The organism is Polyangium jinanense (assembly GCF_028435365.1).
The window spans coordinates 1,170,546-1,194,008 of sequence record NZ_JAGTJJ010000001.1; the positions used below are offsets into that span (position 1 = coordinate 1,170,546).

Sequence of the window (23,463 nt, forward strand, 5' to 3'; positions counted from 1 at the left end):
GGGCCGCACCTTGGTGTACCGTGCCGGCGTGCGACGACCCGGACCCGAATTCGGGCCGCGAAGGAGCCGTGTTCACGGCGTCCCGCTGGCCCTCCTCGCCGCGGCGCTCTGTGCCTCCCCGTCTCTCGCGGCAGCGCAAACCGAGCCCACCGCCGAACCGAAGCCTGCCGCGTCCGAAGGCGCGCCGCCGCTGCCCGATGCGCCGCCGCCGCCCGCGGCAGAAGCGGGCAAGCAGGCGGATCCGCCCCCCGCGAACGACGGCGCAAAGGAGCAAAGGCGCCCCGACGCAGGCGACGTGAAGCCCGCCGAGCCCAAGGCGGAGCCGCCGAAAACGGCCGAGGCGCCCAAAGCGGCCGAACCTCCGCCGCCGGAGAGCGGGTTTTTCCTGGGCTCGTACGGCCGCGTCGGTGCGGCCACCGATTTCCGAAAGCGCCCCGGTCGCGACGCCGACATCGTCGCGCGTGGATCGCGCCTCGACGAATCACCTTATTTCGAGCTCGACGTCCAGCGCCAGGATTACTGGAAAGCCACGGGCACGACGACGCGGGCCGTCATCACGCTCGGCACCTCGGCGCCGCTCTTTCATTACAATGCGGACTTCAACATCCGCATGGCGGTCCGGAACCTGTTCCTCCAGGCGAACAACATCGTCACGAAGGGCCTCTCGGCCTGGGTCGGCTCGCGCATGTACCGCGGCGACGACGCCTACCTCATCGATTACTGGCCCCTCGACAACCTGAACACGATGGGCGGCGGCCTGCGCTACGATTTCGCGAACGGCCGCACCTTCATCGCCTGGCACGCCGGCCTGAACCAGCCGCGCACGGGTTTCTTCAGCCAAACCGTGACGCGCACGCCGGCCTTGAACCAGGTCGGCGCGACGAACGTCAACATCCTCGACCGGCAGAAGTTTATCACGAGCCTGAAGGCGAGCCATGTCGTCAAGGTCGGGGAGACGGCCGGCGTGAAGGCGGTCTTTTACGGCGAGCTCCACGACATCCCCTCGGGCCAGCGCGAGACCGAGGTCAAGGGCACGTTCCAGACCATGCCGGCCGATTTCGGGTACGTGGTCGGCGCGCAATTCGGCGCGTTCACGGGGCGCGACGCCTCGCACGTGAACCTGTTCATCCGGTATGCGGGCGGCGCCGCGGCGTACGGCGAGTTCGGCACGCCGTTCCAGCTCGCGCCGGACCGCACCTCGGCGGGCGCGCGCGAGCTCTGGATCACCCTGAGCGGTAACTGGGAAACAGGCCCGCTCGGGCTCATGGCGGCCGGTTATTTCCGGAGTTTTCGGGATGCGAGCACGTCCCTCGACTACAACGACGTCGACGAGGGCATCATCATGGCCCGTCCCCATTTCTTCCTCACGGAGTGGGGCGGCATCGCGACGGAGATCTCCTACCAGGCGCAGCAGCGCGGCGTGCGGTACCAGCCGCCGACGCCGCCGGGCCAGCCCATTCCGGCGCCCACGAACGATCCGGTCATGGGTGGCCTCTTCCGCATCGGCCTCGTGCCTTTCCTGAATCCCGCCGGCAAGGGCAGCTACAGCCGCCCGCAGCTCCGCCTGATTTATCTCCTCACGCACCGCGACGAGGGGGCGCGCTCGATGTACCCGAAGGACGACGTGTTCAGCCTGCGGGAATGGGAGCATTTCTTCGGCGTCGGGGTCGAGTGGTGGTTCAACGCGCAGACGACCTACGGTGGATGACATGAAAGCGAATCGAAGGAGCCTCATGAATCGAGCGCGTTCATCGGCCGCAATCCTCGGCCTCGTCGTCTCCGGACTCGCGACGAGCGGCTGCATGGAGTTCGAGGACCCGCCGGAGGTCGAGCTCAAGACGAACGTCGTCGACTGGCGCGAGGAGATCATCTACCAGATCCTCGTCGACCGGTTCGCCGACGGCGACTGGGGAAACAATTTTGCCGTCTACCCGTCGGCGCCCGGCAAATGGCACGGCGGCGATTGGAAGGGGCTCGAAGAGCGGCTCGATTACCTCGACGAGCTCGGCGTCACCACGCTGTGGATTTCACCCGTCGTGAAGAACGTCTACACGGACGCCGGATTCGACGCATACCACGGCTACTGGGCGCAGGACCTCACCCAGCCCGCCCCGCAGTTCGGTGACCTCGCGGCGCTCCAGAGCCTCGTGAAGGCGGCGCATGGCCGCAACATCAAGGTCATCCTGGACATCGTCACGAACCACATGGGGCAGCTCTTCTTCTACGACATCAACGGCAATGGGCAGGCGGACGACCCGCTCAACCAATCCGTGCCCGGCACGCCGAACGTCCTCAAGGAGAACGAGTACGACCCGACCTACGACGTCCGCGGCGTGCAGGCGGAGACCTCCCTCGGGGAATCGGGCCTCGCGCCGATCATCTTCGCGCACGACCCGGCGTCGAACCACATGCCGCCGTTCCCGGAGATCCTGCAAAACCCCCTCGCCTACAACCGCAAGGGCCGCACGTACAATTTCGACGACCCCGATCAGCTCGTGCGCGGCGACTTCCCGGGCGGATTGAAGGACGTCAACACGGAGCTCTGCCCGATCCGCGACGCGATGGTCGACGCCTACACGCGCTGGATCGAGCTCACCGACATCGACGGCTTCCGCATCGACACGGTCAAGCACGTCGAAAACGGCTTCTGGCGGCATTTCACGCAGAAGGTGCGGCAGCGCCTGGCCGCGAAGGGCAAGACGAACTTCTTCATGTTCGGCGAGGCGTTCGACGGCCGCGATCAGCTCGTCGGTTCGTTCACGAAAAACGGAAACGACGCCCCGCCGCCGGCCGACGAGCTCGCCACGGACAACCAGTGCGTGACGGACGGCGTCCCGCTGACGGCGGACATGCTCGACAGCGTGTTCTACTTCCCGCAGCAATTCCAGGTCATCCGCGACGTCTTCCGTTATCGCGGGCCCACCTCGAACATCCAGAAGCTCTGGGCCGATCGCGTCGTCAATTACGGCGCGACGCCGGCGCAGGGCGGCGCGGTGAACGCGGCGGGCCAGGGCGTCTCCCCGCAAAAGCTGCTCGTCAACTTCCTCGACAACCACGACGTGCCCCGCTTCCTCTTCACGGGCGCGGGCATGTACCCCGAGGATCCGACCTTCGGCACGCCGCTCTCGCTCGAGACGCGCCGAAAGATGCTGCACAACGCATTGCTCTTCCTCTTCACCGAGGAGGGCATTCCCTGCGTGTATTACGGCACCGAGCAGGATTTCCAGGGCGGCAACGACCCCGGCAATCGCGAGGACCTCTGGACGTCCGGCTACAACATGGGGGCGCCCACGTTCCAGTGGATTCGCCGCCTCTCGGAGATCCGGCGCAAGTACCCCGCCCTGAGCAAGGGCGACCTCCAGATCCTCTGGGCCAGCGATCGCACGGGCCCGAGTGATCCCGACGCGAATGTCTTCGCGTTCGAGCGCACGGGCGGCGACGCGGGCGACTCTTATGCGATCGTCGTGATCAACGCGAACATCGAGAAGGAAGGCTCGCCCGAATTCGGCGGCCAGCCCATGCAGGTCGGCGCCGCGCCCGGCACGGTGCTCGTCGACGTGCTCAATGAGGGCGGACAAACCTACACCGTCACGAACGACGGCCGCCTTTCCATACAACTGCCGCCTTCGAGCGGCGCCGTCCTCGTCCCCGAGTCCCAGCGCTAGCCCCGGAGCTCCCCACGATGGCGTCGGTCACGGTCACGGCCCTCAAGAAGAAGTTCGGACAAACCGAAGTGCTCAAGGGCGTGGACGTGCGCGTGCCCGAGGGCCATTTCGCCGTCCTCGTCGGCCCGAGTGGGTGCGGGAAATCCACGCTCCTGCGCCTGCTCGCCGGGCTCGAAGAGGCCGACACCGGCAAGATCGAGCTCGGGGATCGAGACGTCACGCGGCTCGAGCCGCGCGATCGGAACATCGCCATGGTGTTCCAATCGTACGCGCTGTACCCGCACCTCACCGTGCGGGAAAACCTCGCGTTCGGGCTCAAGCTGCGCAAGACCGACCCAGCCGAGATCGAAAAGCAGGTGAAGCGCGCCTCCGACATGCTCGGGCTCGGGGCGCTGCTCGATCGATTGCCGAAGCAGCTCTCGGGCGGGCAGCGGCAGCGCGTCGCGATGGGGCGCGCGATCGTCCGCAAAGCGGATCTCTACCTCTACGACGAGCCGCTTTCGAACCTCGACGCGGCCTTGCGGGCGCAGGTCCGCGTCGACATCCGCAAGCTCCACGACGAGCTCGGCGCGACGAGCGTGTACGTCACGCACGACCAGGTCGAGGCGATGACGCTCGCCGACGTGATCTTCGTGCTGAACAAGGGCCAGGTCGAGCAATCGGGCGCGCCTTTGGAAATCTTCGACAAACCGGCGACGAAGTTCGTCGCGGCGTTCCTCGGGAGCCCCGCCATGAATTTCATCGACGGGGCGCTGGAACGGGCAGACTCGGCGTGGGTGTTTCGCGCCAATCACCTCGTCGTGCCGGTCGACGAGGCGACCTTCGGCGGGCTCGAACCGGGGCGGAAGGTGACGCTCGGCATTCGGCCGCACGAGGTGGCGCTCGCCGAGGGTGGCGGGGAGACGACGAAGCTCGTGGTCACGGTCGTCGAGGCGCTCGGCCCGGAGACGTATGCGCACGGCGAGATCGCGGGTGCGCCGTTCATTGCCCGCGTGGAAGCTCGCCGAAGCATCAAAAAAGGCGAGACGCTTCCCCTCGTGTTCCGATCGATCCACCTGTTCGACGCGGCCACCGGAAAATCGCTCCGCGCGAGGTGAAAGCGTGAAATCGACCGAGCGGCGACCGTTCCGCGGGTTCTGGGCCTTCGCACTGCTGTTCGTGGTCGTCTTTTTCGCGCCCGCGGCCCGGGCCGAGCCGATCCGGCTCTGGCACGCGCAACGCGGCGACGAGCAAAAGGCGCTCGAAGAGATCGTCGCCCGCTTTCAGGGCGAGCGCGTCGAATTGCTCGCGCTCCCCTCGGACGCCTTCAAATCCAAGGTCTCCGCCGCCGTCCAGTTCGGCGAGGGGCCGGACCTCTTCGTCGACGCGCACGACAAGCTCGGTGATTACGACGGCCGCAAGGTCGTCGCGCCCGTGGGCGACGCGCTCGACCGAAACGCGTTCGCCGGCCCCACGCTCGCCGCCGTCTCGCTCCACGGCGAGCCGTATGGCGTTCCGATCACGCAGAAGAGCATCGCTCTTTACGTGAACACGGACCTCGTCAAGGAAATCCCGGCCGACCTCGAATCGATCGAGGCACTCGCCAAAAATCTCCCGGCCGGGGTCGTTCCCCTCGCCTACTACTCGCAGTCGACGTATTACCACGCCGGGTTCGTCCACGCGTTCGGCGGGCTCATGCTGACGCCCGACGATCAGTTCGGGTTCGCGGGGCCCGCGGCGGAAAAATCGCTCGATTTCGTCCTCGACCTGCGCGCGAAAAAGGTCGTCGCCGAGGATACCGACGTCTCGGTCGTCACGAACCTCTTCCGCTCTGGCAAGGCTGCGTTTGCGATCGACGGCCCGTGGCTCGCGACGAGCCTGGCGGAAGCGACCTCGCTCCATTACCGCGTGGCGCCGCTGCCGCTCATCCGCGCGGCGGGAAAACCCATCCAGCCTTATCTCGGCGTCGAGGCCGTCATGCTCACGCCGAAAGGCGCGACGCGCCCCGAGGTCCGCGCGCTCGCGCGGCTGCTCGCGAGCCCCGAGGCCACGAAGATCCGCCTCGAACGAGCGCGCACCTTGCCCGCGCGCATCGACGTCCCCTTGCCGCCGGAGGACGCGTTCCTCGCCGCATTCGCCGAGCAAGCCAGGTCCTCGATTGCGATGCCCTCCTCGCTCGCGATGAACTCCGTGTGGGAGCCTGCGGACCGGGCCATTCGCAAGGTCCTCCGCCGCGACGCGCTCCCCGCCGCCGCGCTCTCCGAGGCCAAGCGTCGATTCGACGACGTGCGCCGCCCGGCGCCGCCGCCCGCCTCGCGCACGCCCGGGCTCGTCGTGTTCGGCGCGCTGCTCCTGCTCGGCGCGTTGACGCTCGTCCGGCGCGCGAAGGATCCGGAATTCCGAAAAGATGTGAAGCGCTCGCTGCCCGCGTACGCGTACGTCGCGCATGCCATGATTGCAGTCGGCGTCCTCGTGGTCTTGCCGCTCGTGCTCGGCGCGCTCACGTCGCTGCTCGGCGGCTCGATCCAGAATCTGAAAGAGGTCGGCTGGAACAATTACGTCGGGCTCCACAATTTCGTCCAGATCCTCACGGCGCGCGGCAGCCCGCTCCTCTCGACGGGATCGTTTTACGTGGTCCTGCTCGTCACCGTCCTCTGGACCGTGATCAACGTGTTTTTCCACGTCGCGATCGGCGTCGCGCTCGCGCTCCTGCTCTCCCGGCCGATGCTGCGGCTGCGCGCGCTCTACCGCGTGCTCCTGATCATCCCCTGGGCCGTGCCGAGCTACGTGACCGCGCTCGCGTGGAAGGGCATGTTCCACCGCCAGTTCGGGGCGGTCACGGGGCTCATCCAGGCCCTCAACGAAACCTTCGGCACGAGCCTCGAGCCCATTTCGTGGTTCGCTCGTTTCTCCACGGCCTTCGCGGCGAACGTGGCGACGAACGTCTGGCTCGGCTTTCCCTTCATGATGGTGGTGACGATCGGCGCGCTCACCGCGGTGCCGGACGACGTGCTCGAAGCGGCGAAGGTCGACGGCGCGAGCCGCTGGCAAAGGCTCTGGCTCGTCACGCTCCCGATGATCCGGCCGAGCCTCCTGCCTGCCGTGACGATGGGCGCGGTCTGGACGTTCAACATGTTCAACGTCGTCTTCCTCGTCTCGGGCGGCGAGCCCGACGGGACGACCGAGATCCTCGTCACCGAGGCCTATCGCTGGGCCTTCACCCGCAATGCGCAATACGGGTACGCCGCGGCGTACGCCGTGCTGATCTTCCTCCTGCTCTTCGGTCGGACCCGGCTCTCGGATTGGCTCGCGGAGCGGCGCGAGGCGCGCGAAAAGGAGGCCTCGGCGGCGGCGATCGCGAAGGCGGCGGGAGGTGCGGCGTGAACAAGAAGCCTCCGTTTCTCGAATCGGCTGCGTGTCACGTCGTCCTCGTGATTGCGGTGGCGTTCGCGCTCTATCCCGTCCTCTGGGTCGTCGCGCTCGCGTTCTCGGGCACGCAAACGCCTTCGCCCCGCGTGATTCCCGTTCCGGAGGCGCCGACGCTCGCGCACCTCTCGGCCGTCGTGGGCGCCACGCGCAAGGTCGATGGCGTCGAGACCTGGCTCTTCGGCCGCCAGCTCGCGAATTCGCTCGTCGTCTCGCTCGCGACGACGCTCGTCGGCGTGCTCATCGCCATTCCGACGGCGTACGCCCTCGCGCGGTTCCGCTTCGCCGGCAAGGAGTCCGGCGTGCGGGCGCTGCTCGCCACGCAGATGTTCCCGGCCGTGGCGAGCGCGATCCCGCTCTACATGATCCTCAATTACCTGGGCCTTTTGAACTCGCGGACGGGCCTCGTCGTCTGTTATGCCTCGACGAGCGTGCCTTTTTCGATCTTCCAGCTCCGCGCGGCGTTCGAGGCGATCCCGGTCGACCTGGAAGAGGCCGCGATGGTCGACGGCGCCACGCGTTTCTCCGCGTTCGTCCGCGTGGTCTTGCCGGCCGCGCGCCCTGCGATTGCCGTGACCGCGCTCTTCGCGTTCATGGGCGCCTACAACGAGTTCATCCTTGCCGCGACGCTGCTCGACAAGGAGGAGATGTTCACGCTGCCCGTGATGCTGCAGCGGTTCATCGGCGAGTACGACGCGCAATGGGAAAAATTCGCCGCGGGCGCGCTCGTCGTGTCGCTCCCGGTGATGGCGCTCTTTTACGTGGCGCAGCGCCATCTCGTCGCAGGTCTCACGGCAGGTGGCGTGAAGGGGTAGTCTTTACGGCCTCGACAGCGGGCAAAGGTAGGTGACGCCCGCCCCCACGAGCCCCTCGCCCACGAGATCGATTTCCGGCACGTACGAACATTTCTTCCCAGCCTCGTCGGTCAGAATGCTCGCGCGCCGTTCGAGCAGGTTTTCCACCTGCGCCCGCGTGATCGGACCCGTACTGTCGACGCGCTCGGCAACCTTGACCGTCGGCGCGCCCTGGCAGGAGAGCACGGCCGTCACCGCGAGGTTGGGCTCGACCTTTTGCCCCGCATCGCGGCCCGCGACGATCGGGCGCACCGTGCCGCGAATGCTGGCGCTGTACCAGCAGCCGTTATCGAGGGCAAACGTGAAAAGCTCGTCGTAGGACCAGTCCGACGAAACACTTGGTCCGCCTGGGGGTGGTGGAACCTCGGCCCCTCCGTCGGGCCCGCCTCGCTGCGCCAGGAGCGAGACCGTATCCGCGAGTGCCACGCCGGAAAGCGGAAGAAGCGCGAATGCAGCGAGTCGACCGAGTCCCGTACCTTTGGACCTGACCATATCCCTCCAGCGGCCCTGCCGGGGGAGCGCGTTTTGCGCGCGCCCCAGGCAACCGGACCCCTCGTCCCGGAGCGATTGCCAGGATGATGCCAACGGATGCCCGGCGGGCGTCGTCGTCAGGGCTTGCGGGCGCGCTCGCGAAAATGGCGTCGAACGCGGAGAGTCAGAAAATCCAGACCGGCCGCGCGATCGTGATCGGCTGCACGCCCGCCTTCGTGCCGAGGAGGCGATGATCCGGATCGAGCGTGACGGTGACGACCGCCTCGGAGAACGGGACCTGCATCGTGGCCGTGGCGTTCTGGGGAGCGAGGCCGAAATCGACGTTGACGCGCGCCGTCTCCGTCGCGCCCTTCACCTCGACCTCGACGACGCAGGGGAAGAGTTTTCCGGCGGGGTTTTGCTGTGTGACCGTGATCGTGGCCAGGCCGTCGAGCTGCGTCGCCGAGACGTCGAACGTGGGCCAGACCGGCGCGCCTTTGCCGAAGACCCACGCGTCGAAATAAACGTCGAGGTCCTGCCCGGACGCAGCTTCGAGCGCGTCCTTGAGCTCCGCCACGCTGCGACCCCCCGATTTCGAGAGGAAGTCCGCGATGCCCGCGAGCACCGCATTCTTGCCGATGAGCGGTTCGAGCTGGAGGTAAAGCACCATCGGCCCGGGGCCATACACGTCCCCGTAAAAGTCCTGCACCTCGGGCGCGGGCTCGTCCATGGGGCGGGGCCAATGCGTGGAGAACGGCGAGACGCCATCCCAGTAGGCGCGCGTCGCCGCCGCCTCGCCCTCGGGACGCGCCAGCTCCTCGAAGACGTAAGCGAGATACTCCGCCGTCGCCTCCTTCCAGACGAAATCGGTCGCGGACGCGAGCGTCGTGTGGTCGCCGGCCCATTGATGGACGATCTCGTGCATGAGCACGTGCATCGGGGCGTCGGCGTAATCGGTCTGGAGTTTGTCGAGCTGCTCCTGCAAGACGATGTTGCCCGGGTGCTCGAAGCCGAGCCATGCCGTCGGCCCGCCCGCGATGCGCAGCTCCTTGCCATACGGGAACGGCCCGAGCAGCGCGGTGATCCAGTCCATGAACGCGCCGACGCTCTGCTTGTCGAGCGACGCGGCGAGGGTGCCGAGCGGGACCTCGTAAAACACGAGCTCGACGTCCGCGAACGTGCCATAAGGCGCGCGTTCCCAGAGCGGATCGGCGGCGATCGCGAACGCGGAATAGGTCGGCGCATTCGTGACATCGCACGTCGTCTTCGTCTCGCCCGCCGTGAGCGTCCCCGGGCAAAGCACGACGGTGCCCGCGGGGTGCGTGACCTCGAAATGGAAATCGCTCATGCGCGCGGGATCATCGTCGCAAGGACCGAACCTGTCGCAGCCGCCGACCCACGAGAGCAGATACGAAAATTCGCCGCCCGCGAGGTCCTTCTTGCGTGAGAACCCGACGTCGAGGCCCCACCACGTATCCTTCGAAACCGTCGTGGTTGCCCCGACCGTGACCGTCGGGCCCGCGGGCATGCCCGCGCCACACGCTTTGAGCACGTTGCTCGCAAATTCGGCGGATGCCGCGGGACCTTCGTTCCACGTGACGTCCGTGAGCGAGGAAGCCTCGCACGATACGCTGTAACAATCCCCGCCCGGCGCCGCGACGTCGAGCGCGAGCAACGACTGCGCCTCGGCCGTGACGAGATCGAACGTGTAGTCGTATCGGACGACGTTCGCCGTGATGTCTCCGGTGAGCCCCGTGCCGCCGCCGCCTCCGGCGCCGCCCGCGCCGCCGCCGCCGCCGGCCCCCCCCTCGCCACATCCGGCGACGCCGCAGTTGGCGGCGGGGTCGTCACTGCAACCGGTGACGAGCAAGGCGAGCGCCGTGAGGCCGGCAAAGAGCTTTCGGGGCGAATCGAGGCAGGAGCTTGAGGGGAAGCGCATGGGGGCATCGTACAGGAAAATGCCCACCCGAGAAGATGCGCGCGGGCGGCGAAAGGTGCTTCCGCACCGGGCACGGGATCCATTACGCTCCTCGCGATGCCCTACAAAAGCCTCTCTGCTCCCCGTCGTGTCGAGTCCCTCGACGCGGACGTCCGCGGCGCGGCCGCGATCGACAATCCGGGCCTCGTGGCCATGGTCTCCGCCGCGCCCGCGCGCCTCGCCGTCGTGCCGATCGGCAGCGGCACGAACAAGACGGTGAACCTCTCGCTCGGCCAGGGCGACGAAGTCGCGATGCTGTCGCGCGACGTGGCCCTCGTGCGCAGCGAAAACGAGGTCTGGGCGGTGCTCGACATCCACCACCGCGCCAAGCTCGAGCGCGTCGCCAGCGACGTGCGCTCGCTCCGCGGTCGCCCCTCGGGCGAACACGCGCTCGCGCTCACCTGGGACGGCAACGCCATCCAGCTCTCGGTGTCGGGCAACGAGGTCGAGGCGCGGCCCTTCGTGCTGCGCGGAACCGTGAAAGCCGCCGACCTCGGCGCCGTCGACACGACGGTCGTCGTGGAGGTCCCCGGCGGGCTCGAGCTGCGCATGCACCCCGGCCCGACGCCGGAGCCCGGCGCGAACGGACGCGTGGGCCTTCCCGCCGAGGCAAAAAAGTTCGACCGCCTGAGCAGCGGCACGGCCCTGCACGTGCTTTACAAGAAGGGCGATAGCGCCGCGTGCATCGTGACCCAGCGCGGGGGACGGCTCGCGGCGAAGCTGGTCGACATTGGCGTGCCGATCACGTGCGCGGCGGTGAGCGAGACGAGCCTCGTCGTGGGCTTCGCCGACGGACGCGCGGCGCTCTTCGACGGCCAGACGCTCGACGCCGCGGGCGGCGGGCCGATGACCCCGACGCATTCCCTCGCGCTCGGCGCACGCGGGGAGCCGACCACGATGCTCATCACGAACAAAGGCTCGGCCTGGGTTTGGGTCGGGACGAGCGGCGGTGAGGTCGTGCGCGTGTCGCTGCCGCGGAAGTAATCGTTCCGGGCGCCCGCGCATCCGTCGCGGCGCACCGCGTTTTCCCCCGCATTCCCTCCTTCCGACCCACGACACCGCGATCTCGTCCTGATCGCGTGTTTCCTTCAGGAACGCCCTGCATCGGGGAAAAGCCTCCGCATGACGCGGACATGCGCTGCTGCCCGGACGACCCGGGTAGAAGGCTGCCGACCACGAAAAAAATCCTTGGCATGATTTCGTGGTTTTTCGCCGCGATCTCGGGTCGCCCGGTTTTGCAGAGACTTGCAAAGCTCCAGGGGTGGGACACATTACGGCCCGACCGGCGGGCCATGCCACAACGAAACGTCCGTGACGCTGATTCAGCGGCGGACGCAGGGCTTTCGTGCGCTCGCCGCTGCGCGCCCTCGGGGGCGTGGGGGCCATACCTACCTTTCTTCATTTGATCGGAAGGCACCATGTCGAAGCAGGAGGCATCGAACATCGTTTCGGTGGGGGACGTCCTCGCCGGCAAGTATCGCGTGGAGAAGGTGCTCGGGATGGGCGGAATGGGCGTCGTCGTCGCCGCCACGCACCTCGACCTGCGCGAGGTCCGGGCCGTGAAGCTCATGCGTCCCGAGGCGTCGAGCGAGCAATGCGTCGAGCGTTTCCTGCGCGAGGCGCGCGCCGTCGTTCGCCTCCGCAGCGAGCACGTCGCCGAGGTGTACGACGTCGGCCGCCTCGATTCCGGCGCGCCCTACATCGTGATGGAGATGCTCGAAGGACAGGATCTCGCCGCAATGCAAAAGCGCCGCGGCGCCTTCCCCATCGAGGAGGCCGTCCTGTACGTCGCGCAAGCCTGCCATGCGCTCGCCGAGGCCCATGCCGCCGGGATCGTCCACCGCGATTTGAAGCCCGGAAACCTCTTCCTCACGCGCCGCTCGGACGGATCGCCCTGCATCAAGGTTCTCGATTTCGGGATCTCCAAGCACACGAGGCCCGAGGTGGACGATCCGGAGATGACCGGCGCGCGCGACCTCATGGGCTCTCCACTTTACATGGCGCCGGAGCAAATGCGCTCGGCGAGCAAGGTTTGCGCACGGGCCGACGTCTGGGCCCTCGGCGCCATTCTCTACAAATTGCTCACGGGGCGCGCTCCGTTCCAGGCGGCCACGGTGCCCGAGATCTTCGCGGCCGTCCTCGCCAAACCCGTCAAGCTGCCCTCCGCGATCCGGCCCGACGTTCCGCGCGGCCTCGATAACGTCGTGATGCGTTGCCTGGACAAACATACCTCGCGCCGGTATGCCTCGGCCACCGAGCTGCTCAACGCGCTCCGGCCGTTCGGGCCGTGGGACGCGACGCTGGAGGAGGACGGGGAAGCGACCCGTCTTGGCACCCTCGCGCGCCGCAGCAGCATTCCGCCCGGCCGGCTCCGGCTGGTCACGCCGCGAGAAACCCTCGAATCGTCGCCCCCGACGCCGACGCCGGCGCGGACGTCCACGCCGCCCTCGGTGCCCGTGCGTATGCCGAGCCGTCCCCACCTCGCCCTGCTCGAGGAGCAGGAGCCCGCTGCCGAGGTGATCGAGAAAGACGATCGGAGCATGGGGCCCTGGGAGGGCTCGCACGACAAACCTGCCTCACGGCCGGTGCGCCTCGTGCTCGTCGCGGGCTTGACCGCGCTCTCGGCGCTCGCAGGCGCGGGGGTCGCGGCGATCGGCGTGCAATGGCCCGCCTTCCGGGCAGCGCCGCAACGAACCCAGGAGACGAGGGCCCTCGGCGTGCACGTGCCTTTCACGACCACGCGGGAATCGCTCCCCGCGCCCGCGGCGCAGCCACCCGCGCCCGCGTCCACGGTGACGCCCGCGGCGAACGAAATGGATATCGATATCGAGCCCGCGCCGACCGCTTCGGCGTCCGCCGACGCGGACCGCAAGCCCTCGCGAAAAACGCCGGGATCGACGCCCACGGCGGCAAGCCCTACCAAACCCGGGCAGACCGGGCACCGCCCTTACGACCCCTTCACGGGGCGCCATTGACGCGGCGATCGAGGAAGGAGCTTCGACATGTCCGGAAAACACACAGGAGCCGCGCTGTTCACAGCGATCGCCCTTTTCTGCACGATGACGGCCGCGCGCGCCGAGGAGCCCACGTCCACGCACGGGCTCGGTCCGGTCGAGCGCGCGGAGGTGCTCTTCACCCGCGCGATGGAGCTCTCGGCCGAGGGACGCGACGTCGAGGCCTGTCCCATGCTCGAACAGAGCCTCGAGCTCGATCCGGCCATGGGCACACGGTACAGGCTCGCGGAATGTTATGAAAAGACGAGCCACCGCGAAACCGCGTATCGGCTCTATACCGAGGTCGCGATCGAGGCGAAGCGCGCCGGCATGACCGATCGGGAGAGCCGGGCGCGCCTGCGCAGCGAGGCGCTGTCGGCGATGCTCGCGCGGCTCGTCGTCTGGGTGCCGAAGGAGGTCGCGGAGACGCCCGATCTCGAGGTCACGATCGACGGCAGGCCACTCGATCGGGCAGCCTGGACCGGCGATCCGCTCCCGGTCGAGCTCGGCGAGCACGTGCTCGAAGCCATGGCGCCCGGGCGAAAGCCCTATCGTCGTGTCGTGCCCGTGCGCGATACGTCCGTCCCCGTCGAGCTCAGCGTGCCTACGCTGCGCGGCGAGCACGAAGCACCGCCCGTGCCTCATGTCGAAGCCACGATTCCCGTGGCGCACGCGAGCGCAGCGACCCCGGCCCCGAGCGTGCGCACCACGGCCGCGCTCGTGCTCGGGGTCGGCGGCGCCAGCGCCTTCCTCGTGGGCGCGGGCATCGCCGGGGTGTCCCTGGCGACGGGAGGTTTGTCTGGGACGACGCGCTCCACGTCCGCGATCGGCCTCGGGCTCGGCGGCGCGAGCGTCGTGGCTGCGGGCGTCCTTTGGCTCGTCACACCACCAGCCAAGCGCGACAGCGGCGCGGCCATGGCCGTCGTGCCCACCGTCGGTCCCCTCGGCGGCGGCGTTTCCCTCCTCGGACGATTCTGAGCCGCTCGTTCTTCCCCCGCGCCAAGCCCGGCTGCTACCCTCCGTCGGGAACGAAGGATCACGGAGGGATTTGTCATGCGAAACCTGACCCTGTCCGACCTGCGCGCGGGCCTCTTGGACCTGTTCCATCACCGCGACGAGGCGCTGAAGGCCACGCAGACGGGCAAGCTGTATGGTCCGATCCTGGCCGCGAAGCGCAAGGCGATCGAGAACCTCGAGGACGCGGGGGGCAGGCCCGTCGGCGATCTGACCGAGGCCGACGCGCATCACGACGGACTCGGCACGGCGATCTGGCATTACACCGAGGCCGTCCTCTCCCATCCGTTCGTGCCCGAGGAGCGGCGCGCGGCGGCGCGTCGCATTCGCGAGGCGTTCATCCGTGACCTCGGCGTGCTCAGCGACAGCTATGCGGAGGAAGCGGCGGCGGCGAAGCAGAACCGGCCGAAGCTCGCGGAGCTCGAAGCCGATCTGCGCGCCGCGCCGACGCCCGACGGAAAGACGCTCTACGACTGGGCGAGCGCGTTCGTGGATCACGGCGACAAACTCGCGCAGCTCCTCGCGGGGCGCGGGCAAGCCACGGGGTTCGAGTATTTCCGGCAGCAGACGGCGCTGCGCGTGACCACGATCGGCCTGCTCGGCCGTTTCCGCGCCGCGCTGCGCGACGAGCTGGTCGAGCACCCGCACATGCCGCGTGATCTCGACGAGCGGATCTTCGGCGGCTTCGACGAGCTCTCCCAGAAGCGCGCCGACGCGAAGGAAAAACGCGCGTAACGGGACGATTCCCTCGCCCCCGAACAACTCCCTCACCCCCGGCCCCTCTCCCTTGCGGGAGAGGGGAGACGAGGGAAAGAGGCGCTCAGCCCTTCGGCGCGACGAGCTTCGCGAGGTCGCGGGCTTGTTTGGCGTAATCGGCTTTGCCGAGCTTGTCGTAGCCCTTGGCGAGGTCCTCGTAGATCTGGGTCATCTCGGCGGGCTCGGGTTTCGTGAGGATTGCGCTGTTCAGCTCGAAGATCGCCGAGACCTGCTGGCCCGAGCGCGCGAGGGCCTTGGCGTAGAGGCGGTGGACCTTGGTGTTCGAGACGTCGACGTAGATCGCGCTTTCGCCCACCTTGACCGCCTCTTCCCAGAGGCCGCGCTCGACGAGCAGCTCCAGAAGCTTCACCCACACGCGCCGATCGTGCTGATCGAGCAGCGATAGCCGCCGCAAGGCGTCGAGCTGCCCGGCGATGTCCTTTTGCTCCTTCGCGAGGTCGTAGAGACCCTGGAGCGGCTCGGCCTGCGAGGGGTCGAACTTGAACGCGGCCTCGAAGCAGGCCTTCATGCGCGTCTTGTCCTTGCGCATCTCGGCGAGGTCGGCGGCCTTCATGCGCAGGACGTAGCCGTCGTGGCCGTTCGCCACCATCTTGTCGAGGATCCGCGCCGCGTCGTCGAGCTTCTTTTCGCCCATCGCGAGGCGCAGGCGCACGAAGTTCGCGTCGGGTTGCTTCGGATCGAGCGCGAGCGCCTCGTCGAGCACCGCGAGCGCCTCCGGCTTCTGCCCGTCCGAAAAAAGCGCGAGCGCGAGCTCCACGAGCTTCTTCGGGTTTTTCGGATCGGTACGCAGCGCCTTGCGCGCCTCGTCGAGCGGAGGCGCGTGCAGGTCCGGCACGTATTGCTTTTCGTAACGCGCGAGCCGCTTCTTCAGCCATTCGCGGAACTGCCGATCGACCTCGTCGTGCGAGACGCCGAGCGCGCCCTTGATGACGTCCGGCGTGCGCTCGCCTTTGCCCCAGCGCGGCAGCATGGCCGCGACTTTGTCGAATCCGTATTTGTCGGCCATGAACACGACGAGCTGGCTCGCCGCGAAATAGGCCATCGTCACGTCCTCCACGGAGTCGACGTGGGTGAAGGCGCGGTTGAAACCGTCGAGCGGCGGGATGCGCCCGCCCTTCAGCGCGGCGAAGAGCGCCGGGTCCTCCTCGCGTTGCCATTCGGGGCGGCGAATGATCGTCTCGTATTCGCTGAGGCCCTCGGTGAACCAGCGCGGGACGTGGCTCTTCGAATACTGGATCGCGAAGACGTGCCCGAGCTCGTGCCAGAGCACGTTGCCCCAGTTGAACGGTCCTGCGCCGGGCGAGAGCGCCGCGAGGGACTGGCCGAAGCAAACGCCCTGGATGCCGACGTTCGGCAGGCCGCTCGTGCGAATGCTGAAGTGCTCCGAGTCGGCGTAGAGCTCGATCGAGACGGGCATCTTCGGCGTGAAGCCATAACGCTTCACCATCGAATCCCACGCCTCGTCGAGCATGCGCGGGACGTAGCGCTCGAGGACGGGCTTCTCCTCCTTGTGATACCGAATGCGGAAGCGCGTGCCGTTCGTCGCGACGTACTCCCCGGGGATCGTCTTCTCGAACAGGTTCAGCGTGTTGTAGGCGCGGACGTTGAACCGATCCTTCTTCCACGATTTGCGGAGCGCATCGAGGCCGCCGTCATCGTCGCCGAGGCGGATCTTGTTCAAGCCGAGCGTCGCGAAGGCCTTCATGTCCTGCGCGTCGACCTGCGTGGCCTCGTCCATCATGCGGACGATGTCCTCGTAGCGATGCTCCCACTCGGCGTACTCCGCGACGATCTGGAAGAACGCGGAGTACTCGGGGTTCAGCGAGAGGACCTGCTTCTTCGTGGCCTCGTAACCCGCGAGATCGTCGGCGAGGAAGCGCGTCGCCGCCTTCATCGAGAGCAGCTCCAGGTTCGTCGCGTCGACCTCGAGGCCACGCTTGACCGCTGCATCGGCCGCCGCGATGTCCATCGTGCGCAGCGCGAGTCCGGCGCGGATCACGTACGCCGAGGTGAGGTTCGGATTCACCTCGAGCGCCTGCTTGATCTCGCTCTCGGCCGCCTCGAAGTCCATGGCGTTCTCGAGCTTGACGCGCGCCATGGCGACGTGGACGCGCGGATCCTTGGGCGCGATCTTCTGCGCGGCCTTGACGGACTCGCCCGCCTCGCCGGGGTTGTACTTGTCGAGGAAGAGCTCGGCGCGCCAGAGGAGCGTCTCGACGCGCGTCTTCGCGCCCGCCTTCTCGGCCTCGCCGTACGCCTGGTTCGCGTCGTGCGCCGAGCGCAGGAGATGCGCCGCGCGACCGACGAGCGAGAGGCCCTCGGCGTCACGATCGTTGATCGTGTCGTCGTTGTACGCCTCGACGAGCCTGCGCAGCGGCACGCTCGCCGCGCCGCGTTTTCCGCTGCGGATCAAGAGCTCGCCGAGAACGAGCCGCGCCCTGTGCGCCGTGTCCTCGTCCGCGACGTCCTTCACGGCGTCGATCGCCTCGTTCACCTTCCCTTGCGACGCGAGCGCCTCGGCGATGATGGGCGCGGCCTGGATCTTCGTGTCCTTGCCGAGCGCCGCGGCGCTCTTCGCCGTCTTCACGGCGTCGGCGTAGCGGCCCTGGAGGAGTTCGAGCCGCGCTTTCTCGACGAGGGCCGGGCCGCGCTCGGGCCCGGACTTGACGGCGTCGAGCTCCTTCTGCGCGGCGGCGTAGTCGCCCTTCTGCGCGAGGATCGCGGCGCGCCCGACGGCCTTGCCGGACGTGTCGTCCGCGAAGGATCCAGCCGGAGCGAGCAAGGTGGCAGCGAAGAGGGCAGCGAGGAAGGAGCGGTTCGTGCGCATGTTCGTCGAGCCGGAAAGGCAGGTTCTTTCTTACGACGCGCGCCGGCCCCTTTCCAGGGCGAGCGTACGCTGGCGAGCAGGCGGGCGCGCGACGTCGCTGGCTTTTGGACCGAAAGGAGTCTAGGAGGAGCGGCGCCGTGGGTGCGAGGGCATGCGAAGTGGAACGCGCGCAAGAGCGCGAGGGCGCGCACGAAGACGCGCGCCGGACGTCGCGACGCGTCAGCGAGCTGGTCGAGAAGGGTCTCGTGGATCGCGGCGAGATGGAGGCGCTCGAGCGTGTCGCGGAGCGCTTCAGCGTGGCCATCACGCCCGACCTCGTGGACCTCGTCACGCCGGGTGATCCGAACGACCCAATCGCGAAGCAGTTCGTACCGAGCAAACGCGAGCTCCGGATCCTGCCGGAAGAACGCGTGGATCCGATCGGCGACGATCCGCACACGCCGGTCAAGGGGATCACGCACCGCTACCCGGACAGGCTGCTCTTGAAGCCGGTCCACGTCTGTCCCGCGTACTGCCGTTTCTGCTTCCGGCGCGAGAAGGTCGGTCCGGGCAGCGAGGTGCTGTCGCGCGAGGAGCTCGCGGCGGCGCTCGCGTACGTGCGCGCGCACGAGGAGGTGTGGGAGGTGATCCTGAGCGGGGGCGATCCGCTGATCCTGCCGCCCCGCAAGCTCGCCGAGATCACCTCCGCGCTCGCCGCGATCGAGCACGTGCGGATCCTGCGCGTGCACACGCGCGTGCCGGTGATGGAGCCCGGGCGCATCGACGCGGCGATGATCGAGGCGCTGCGCGTGCCGGGCCTGACGACGTACGTCGTTTTGCACACCAACCATCCCCGCGAGCTCGGTCCGAAGGCGCGCGAGGCGTGCACGCGGATCGTGGACGCGGGGATCCCGATGCTGTCGCAGACGGTGCTCCTGCGCGGGGTGAACGCGGACGCCGAGACCTTGAAGGAGCTGTTCCGCGAGCTCGTGGTTTTACGGGTCAAACCGTATTACCTGCACCACGGGGATCTGGCGGTGGGGACGGGTCATTTCCGGACGAGCATCGCGGAGGGGCAAACGATCCTGCGCGAGCTCAGGCAGAGCTTGTCGGGGATCGCGCAGCCGACGTACGTGCTCGATATCCCGGGCGGTTACGGGAAGGTGCCGATCGGGCCGGGGTATCTGGGCGCGGAAGGGGAAGACGGGCGGCGGACGGTGGAAGATCCGTGGGGGCGGAGGCATGAGTATCCGCCGGGGAACGGGAAGACGGGGGATTGAAGGGGGGCAGGTCAGGCGGGGCGTTTCCAGGCGCAGACCGTATCGATGTAATGCATGGCGTGGGTGACCTGGACGCATGCCAGCACCTCCCGGGCCGAACCGAGAGCCGAGGGATGGTTCGACGCCTCTCCTGTCCGCAGCTCGGACGCACCACGTCCACGCTGCCCATAGCGCCCCTCCCATGAGACCCCTGGCCGCCAAGGGGTGCGCCGAGCGTCTGGACTCCAGGGCGGCGTTCGGAGTTTCATGACGACCTCACGCGCCTGCACACCCAAGAGTCGCACGAGCTCTGCGTGGGCCAAACTCCGCCGGTGCCAAGTCACCCCCTTTGGGATATAAAAATAGCTGGTCGTAGTGCGTCGCCTTGACGGGCGAGCGAGCAAGGTTTTCGATGATCGTCGGGAGAGGCTACGCGCTCCGCGAGAAGATCGAGGAAACCGCCGATTTTTCCCTGTACCGCGCGTGCCGCGAGGGCGACGGCGTCCCGGTCTTGCTGAAAATCCTGCGCGCGGAAAGAGCGACTGGCGCCGAGGTCGCGCGCTTCAAGCACCAGTACGAGCGCATCGCGCGCCTCGCCTCGCCCCGCCTCGTCGCGCTGTGCGGCGTCGAGGCGCTCGCCGGCTCCTTGATCGTCGTCCTCGAGGACTTCCCGGGCCGCGATCTCGCGCGGATCCTCGCCGCGCGCCCGTCACGCAGGATGCCGGTCGGCGAAGCGCTCGATCTCGCGGCTGCGCTCGCCGAAGGGCTCGCCGTGGTGCACGCGGCCGGGCTCGTCCACCGCGATCTGCGCCCGCAGAACGTGCTCGTCGGCGCGCGCGGCGCGGTCAAGATCAATAGCTTCGGCGTCGACGCCGAGATCACCCACGCGCACGAACGGCTCTATGCGCCGGCGGTCATCGCCGACGTGCTGCCTTATGTCTCCCCCGAGCAGACAGGCCGCATGAACCGCGGCGTCGACTACCGGACCGACCTCTACGCGCTCGGCGTCATCCTGTACCAGATGCTCACGGGTCAACGCCCCTTCGAGGCCCTGGACCCGATGGAGCTCATTCACGCGCACCTCGCCCTCGCGCCCGCGCCGCCGTCCCGCGTCGATCCGACGATCCCCGAGGCCGTCTCCGACGTCGTGCTCAAGCTGCTCGCGAAAAACGCCGAGGACCGTTACCAGAGCGCCGAGGGCCTGCTCGCCGACCTCGAGCGCTGCCGTGAGGCCCTGCGCGGCACGGGGACGATCGAGCCCTTCGTCGCGGGCCTGCGCGATCGTCAGGACCTCTTCCGGATCCACCAGAAGCTCTACGGCCGCGCGCATGACATCGAGGCGCTCACCACCGCGTTCGAGCGCGCGCTCGAGGGAAGCCGCGAGATCGTCCTCGTCTCCGGCTACTCGGGCATCGGCAAGTCCTCGCTCGTTCACGAGATCCTCAAACCGCTCGCGCGGCAGAAGGGGTATTTCACGAGCGGCAAATACGACCAGTACAACCGCGACACGCCCTACAGCGCGGTGATCCAGGCGTTCGACGGCCTCGTGCGGCAGATCCTCACCGAGAGCGAGGCGCGCATCCTCCGCTTTCGGAGCGCGATCCTCGAGGCGCTCGGGCCGAACGGGCAAGTCGTCTGCGACGTCGTCCCCTCGCTTCTGCATGTGATCGGCCCGCAGCCGCCCGTCCCGGCGCTCGGCCCGCTCGAGGCGCAGAACCGCCTGAACCGGTGCTTCTTGCTGTTCGTCTCGGTGTTCGCGCGGCACGCGCACCCGCTCGTCCTCTTCCTCGACGATCTGCAGTGGATCGACCCCGCGAGCCTCGTGCTGCTCCGCACCCTGCTCGCCGACGACTCGCTCGAGTCGCTCTTCTTCTGCGGCGCCTACCGCGACAACGAGGTATCGCCCGGGCACCCGTTCGTCATGGCCATCGAGGAGCTCAAGCGCGCCGGGCTCGCCGTGTGCGACATCGTCCTCGCCCCGCTCGCGCGCCCGCACCTGCTCGAGATGCTCTCGGACAGCCTCAAACGCGACGACTGTGCGCCGCTCGCCGACGTGGTGCTGAAGAAGACCGGCGGCAACCCGTTCTTCGTCAAGGAATTCGTCCGGTCGCTGCACGACCACGGCGTGCTCACGTTCGCAGCCGGGTCGGGATGGCGCTGGGACCTCGCCAAGATCGAAGCGCTCGCGTACACGGACAACGTCGTCGACCTCATGGTGCGCACCATCGCGCGGCTACCAGCGACGACCCAGACGGCCCTGAAGCTCGCCGCGGCGATCGGCAACCGGTTCGAGCTCGACGTGCTCGCCACGGTGAGCGAGTGCTCGCCGGAAGACGCGTACGGCCGCCTCGATCCTGCCGTGAGCGAGGGGCTCGTGATCGCCCGCCGCGAGGACTACCGCTTCGCCCATGACAAGGTCCAGGAGGGCGCCTATGCGATGATCCCGGAGGCGGACCGGCCCGCCTTCCACCTCCGGATCGGCCGGCTGCTCGCGGACAAGCTGGACCTCTCCGAGAGCCAGAACCTCTTCGACGTCGTCGGCCACCTGAGCAGCGCGGGCGACCTCGTGTCGGACCCTGCGGAGCGCCTGCGCCTCGCCCGGATGAGCTTCGAGGCCGCCTGCCGCGCCGAGGACGCGGCCGCCTTCGGCGCCGCCCTGCGCTACCTGAAGCTCGGCCTCCTGCGCCTCCCGGAGGACGCCTGGACGTCGCAGTACCGGCTCCGCCTCGCGTACGCGAAAAAGACCGGCCTCATGCTCTCGCTCTGCGGCCTGCACGACGACGCCCTCGCGATCCTCTCCGATTGCCTGGAGCGGGCCGCGAGTCGGCTTGATCGCACCGAGGTGCTGCGGCTCAAGATGGGCGTGCAGGTGCTCAAGAACGACCTGCCCGCCGCGCTCGCGGAGGGACTCGCAGCCCTGCGCCCGTTCGGGCTCGACCTGCCTCCCTTCCCCGACGAATTCATGGTCAACGCCCAAGTCCAGGCGACGATGGATCTCGTCCGGGAAAAGACGCTCGATGCGCTCCCAGGCCTGCCGCCGCTCGCGGACCCGGAGATCCGCGCCATGCAGGACGTGCTCCAGGAGTTCTTTGCTCCCGGCTGGTTCGTGAGCCCCAACAACCTCGCCATCACGACCGCGAAGATCCTCGAGAACACGCTCCGCCACGGGCTATCGGAGCACGCGATCTACGGCTGCGTCACCTTCGCGATGTTCCTCTGCGGCCGCGGCGACATCGAACTCGGCTACCGCTTCGGCCGCGCCGCCGTCGACCTTTCGAAGCGCCACCCGGACAAGAAGTCCGAGTCGATGCTCCTCAACATGTGGGGCTCCATGGTGCAGCAATGGAGAGAAAGCTACGCCGCCTGCAGGGAGACGGTGCTCCTCGGCATGCATGCCGGCGTCGAGACCGGCCAGTACATCTGGGCGTTCTACAACACGGTCAACGTCAGCACGAGCAGCCTCCTGCGCGGCCTTCCGCTCTCCGACCTCCTCGCCGAGGCGCAGAGCCACCAGCCGATATGCAAGCTCGACAAGTGGAACGCCATCACCTGGATGAACGGCGCGGTCGGACAGATCGCGCACCAGCTCTCCGTCGAGACCGCGCGCCCGGCGATGCTCAAGGGCGCGTGGATCGACATCGACGAGGTGCTCGAAGTGGCCCGCCGGATCGACAGCCAGGGCTCGCTCTTCTTCGCCCACTTCTACATGGTGATCCTCGACGTATTCCAGGGCGCGTTCGAGGAAGCGGCGCGCGCCGCGCTCTTGCCGAACATCGAGATCCCGACCGTAGCCGCCTGGCTCGGCACCTCCGCGTTCCTCTTCTACGCCGGTGTCGCGTTCACGCAGGCGGCGGACGTGGTCTCCCCGGACGAGCGCGCGCTCTTCCTCGCCCGCGCGGAGAGCTTTGCTCAAAAACTCTCGCGCTGGGCGGAGTTCTGCCCGGAGAACCTTTCGCACCGCAGCGCCCTGCTCCGCGCCGAGCTCGAGCGCGCCGGCGGCGACATGCTCGCCGCGTGGAATCGCTACGACGAGGCGATCGTCCTCGCCCAGCGCGGCGGCTACCTCCACGACGAGGCGCTCGCCAACGAGCTCGCCGGCCTCTCCTTCCGCGCGCTCGGCAAGACCACCGTCGCCCGCGCCTACCTCACCGAGGCGCACAGGGCCTACGGCCGATGGGGCGCGACGGAGGCGATGCGGCGCCTCGAGCGCGCGTACCCCGACCTCGTCCCATGCGAGATCC

The 23,463-nt window shown here is 68.1% G+C and carries 14 protein-coding genes; 11 read left to right on the plus strand and 3 right to left on the minus strand.

Annotation, left to right across the window (positions count from 1 at the left end; translation table 11 throughout):
* Positions 1-28: 28 nt before the first annotated feature.
* From KEG57_RS04890 to KEG57_RS04910, 5 genes are read left to right on the plus strand one after another with little or no spacing between them, the layout of a single operon-like run.
* Positions 29-1,708, plus strand: a complete 1,680-nt coding sequence (locus tag KEG57_RS04890) for a carbohydrate porin (protein WP_272417740.1) — start codon at positions 29-31, stop codon at positions 1,706-1,708.
* Between the two features lie 25 nt (positions 1,709-1,733).
* On the plus strand, positions 1,734-3,665 hold the full coding sequence (locus KEG57_RS04895; RefSeq protein WP_272417738.1) for an alpha-amylase family glycosyl hydrolase: 1,932 nt from the start codon (positions 1,734-1,736) through the stop codon (positions 3,663-3,665).
* Between the two features lie 17 nt (positions 3,666-3,682).
* Entirely contained in the window at positions 3,683-4,762 is a 1,080-nt protein-coding gene (locus tag KEG57_RS04900) for an ABC transporter ATP-binding protein (protein ID WP_272417737.1), read from the plus strand.
* A 4-nt stretch (positions 4,763-4,766) separates the two neighbouring features.
* Positions 4,767-7,028, plus strand: a complete 2,262-nt coding sequence (locus KEG57_RS04905; RefSeq protein ID WP_272417736.1) for an extracellular solute-binding protein — start codon at positions 4,767-4,769, stop codon at positions 7,026-7,028.
* A complete protein-coding gene (locus KEG57_RS04910) occupies positions 7,025-7,885 on the plus strand; it encodes a sugar ABC transporter permease (protein ID WP_272417735.1) in 861 nt (286 codons plus the stop codon). The genes KEG57_RS04905 and KEG57_RS04910 overlap by 4 nt, the downstream gene beginning before the upstream one ends.
* Positions 7,886-7,888: 3 nt before the next feature.
* Here the strand turns inward: KEG57_RS04910 and KEG57_RS04915 are convergent, their stop codons facing one another.
* Together KEG57_RS04915 and KEG57_RS04920 are read right to left on the minus strand one after the other, a co-directional pair.
* Positions 7,889-8,350 (minus strand): hypothetical protein, encoded by a 462-nt coding sequence (locus KEG57_RS04915; RefSeq protein ID WP_272458194.1) that lies wholly within the window; start codon positions 8,348-8,350, stop codon positions 7,889-7,891.
* A 229-nt stretch (positions 8,351-8,579) separates the two neighbouring features.
* Entirely contained in the window at positions 8,580-10,334 is a 1,755-nt protein-coding gene (locus tag KEG57_RS04920; RefSeq protein ID WP_272458195.1) for a M1 family aminopeptidase, read from the minus strand.
* 96 nt (positions 10,335-10,430) lie between these two features.
* On the opposite strand from KEG57_RS04920, the gene KEG57_RS04925 reads away from it, so the two are divergent.
* The 4 genes from KEG57_RS04925 (at position 10,431) to KEG57_RS04940 (ending at position 15,115) form a co-directional block, all read left to right on the plus strand.
* Complete coding sequence (locus KEG57_RS04925; protein WP_272458196.1) at positions 10,431-11,357, plus strand: hypothetical protein; 927 nt, start codon at positions 10,431-10,433, stop codon at positions 11,355-11,357.
* A 434-nt stretch (positions 11,358-11,791) separates the two neighbouring features.
* The gene (locus KEG57_RS04930; RefSeq protein ID WP_272458197.1) at positions 11,792-13,348 is read left to right on the plus strand and encodes a serine/threonine protein kinase; all 1,557 of its coding nucleotides are present in this window, start codon (positions 11,792-11,794) and stop codon (positions 13,346-13,348) included.
* A gap of 27 nt (positions 13,349-13,375) precedes the next feature.
* Positions 13,376-14,344, plus strand: a complete 969-nt coding sequence (locus KEG57_RS04935; RefSeq protein ID WP_272458198.1) for a tetratricopeptide repeat protein — start codon at positions 13,376-13,378, stop codon at positions 14,342-14,344.
* Between the two features lie 75 nt (positions 14,345-14,419).
* Positions 14,420-15,115 carry a hypothetical protein gene (locus tag KEG57_RS04940; protein WP_272417729.1) on the plus strand — a complete coding sequence of 232 codons (696 nt, stop codon included), beginning with the start codon at positions 14,420-14,422 and terminating at the stop codon, positions 15,113-15,115.
* An 85-nt stretch (positions 15,116-15,200) separates the two neighbouring features.
* Here KEG57_RS04940 and KEG57_RS04945 read toward each other — a convergent pair whose 3' ends face one another.
* Entirely contained in the window at positions 15,201-17,984 is a 2,784-nt protein-coding gene (locus tag KEG57_RS04945; protein ID WP_272458199.1) for a tetratricopeptide repeat protein, read from the minus strand.
* Between the two features lie 137 nt (positions 17,985-18,121).
* Here KEG57_RS04945 and KEG57_RS04950 point away from each other — a divergent pair, with 137 nt between their 5' ends.
* Positions 18,122-19,243 carry a lysine-2,3-aminomutase-like protein gene (locus KEG57_RS04950; RefSeq protein WP_272458200.1) on the plus strand — a complete coding sequence of 374 codons (1,122 nt, stop codon included), beginning with the start codon at positions 18,122-18,124 and terminating at the stop codon, positions 19,241-19,243.
* Positions 19,244-19,634: 391 nt separating this feature from the next.
* A partial coding sequence (locus KEG57_RS04955; protein ID WP_272458201.1) for an ATP-binding protein occupies positions 19,635-23,463 on the plus strand: 3,829 nt, incomplete at its 3' end.

Bases quoted from the DNA above. Each gene is read 5' to 3' on its own strand.
- KEG57_RS04895 (WP_272417738.1), top strand. From the start codon at position 1,734: ATGAATCGAGCGCGTTCATCGGCCGCAATCCTCGGCCTCGTCGTCTCC.
- KEG57_RS04900 (WP_272417737.1), top strand. From the start codon at position 3,683: ATGGCGTCGGTCACGGTCACGGCCCTCAAGAAGAAGTTCGGACAAACC.
- KEG57_RS04920 (WP_272458195.1), bottom strand. From the start codon at position 10,334: ATGCGCTTCCCCTCAAGCTCCTGCCTCGATTCGCCCCGAAAGCTCTTT.
- KEG57_RS04925 (WP_272458196.1), top strand. From the start codon at position 10,431: ATGCCCTACAAAAGCCTCTCTGCTCCCCGTCGTGTCGAGTCCCTCGAC.
- KEG57_RS04930 (WP_272458197.1), top strand. From the start codon at position 11,792: ATGTCGAAGCAGGAGGCATCGAACATCGTTTCGGTGGGGGACGTCCTC.
- KEG57_RS04935 (WP_272458198.1), top strand. From the start codon at position 13,376: ATGTCCGGAAAACACACAGGAGCCGCGCTGTTCACAGCGATCGCCCTT.
- KEG57_RS04940 (WP_272417729.1), top strand. From the start codon at position 14,420: ATGCGAAACCTGACCCTGTCCGACCTGCGCGCGGGCCTCTTGGACCTG.
- KEG57_RS04945 (WP_272458199.1), bottom strand. From the start codon at position 17,984: ATGCGCACGAACCGCTCCTTCCTCGCTGCCCTCTTCGCTGCCACCTTG.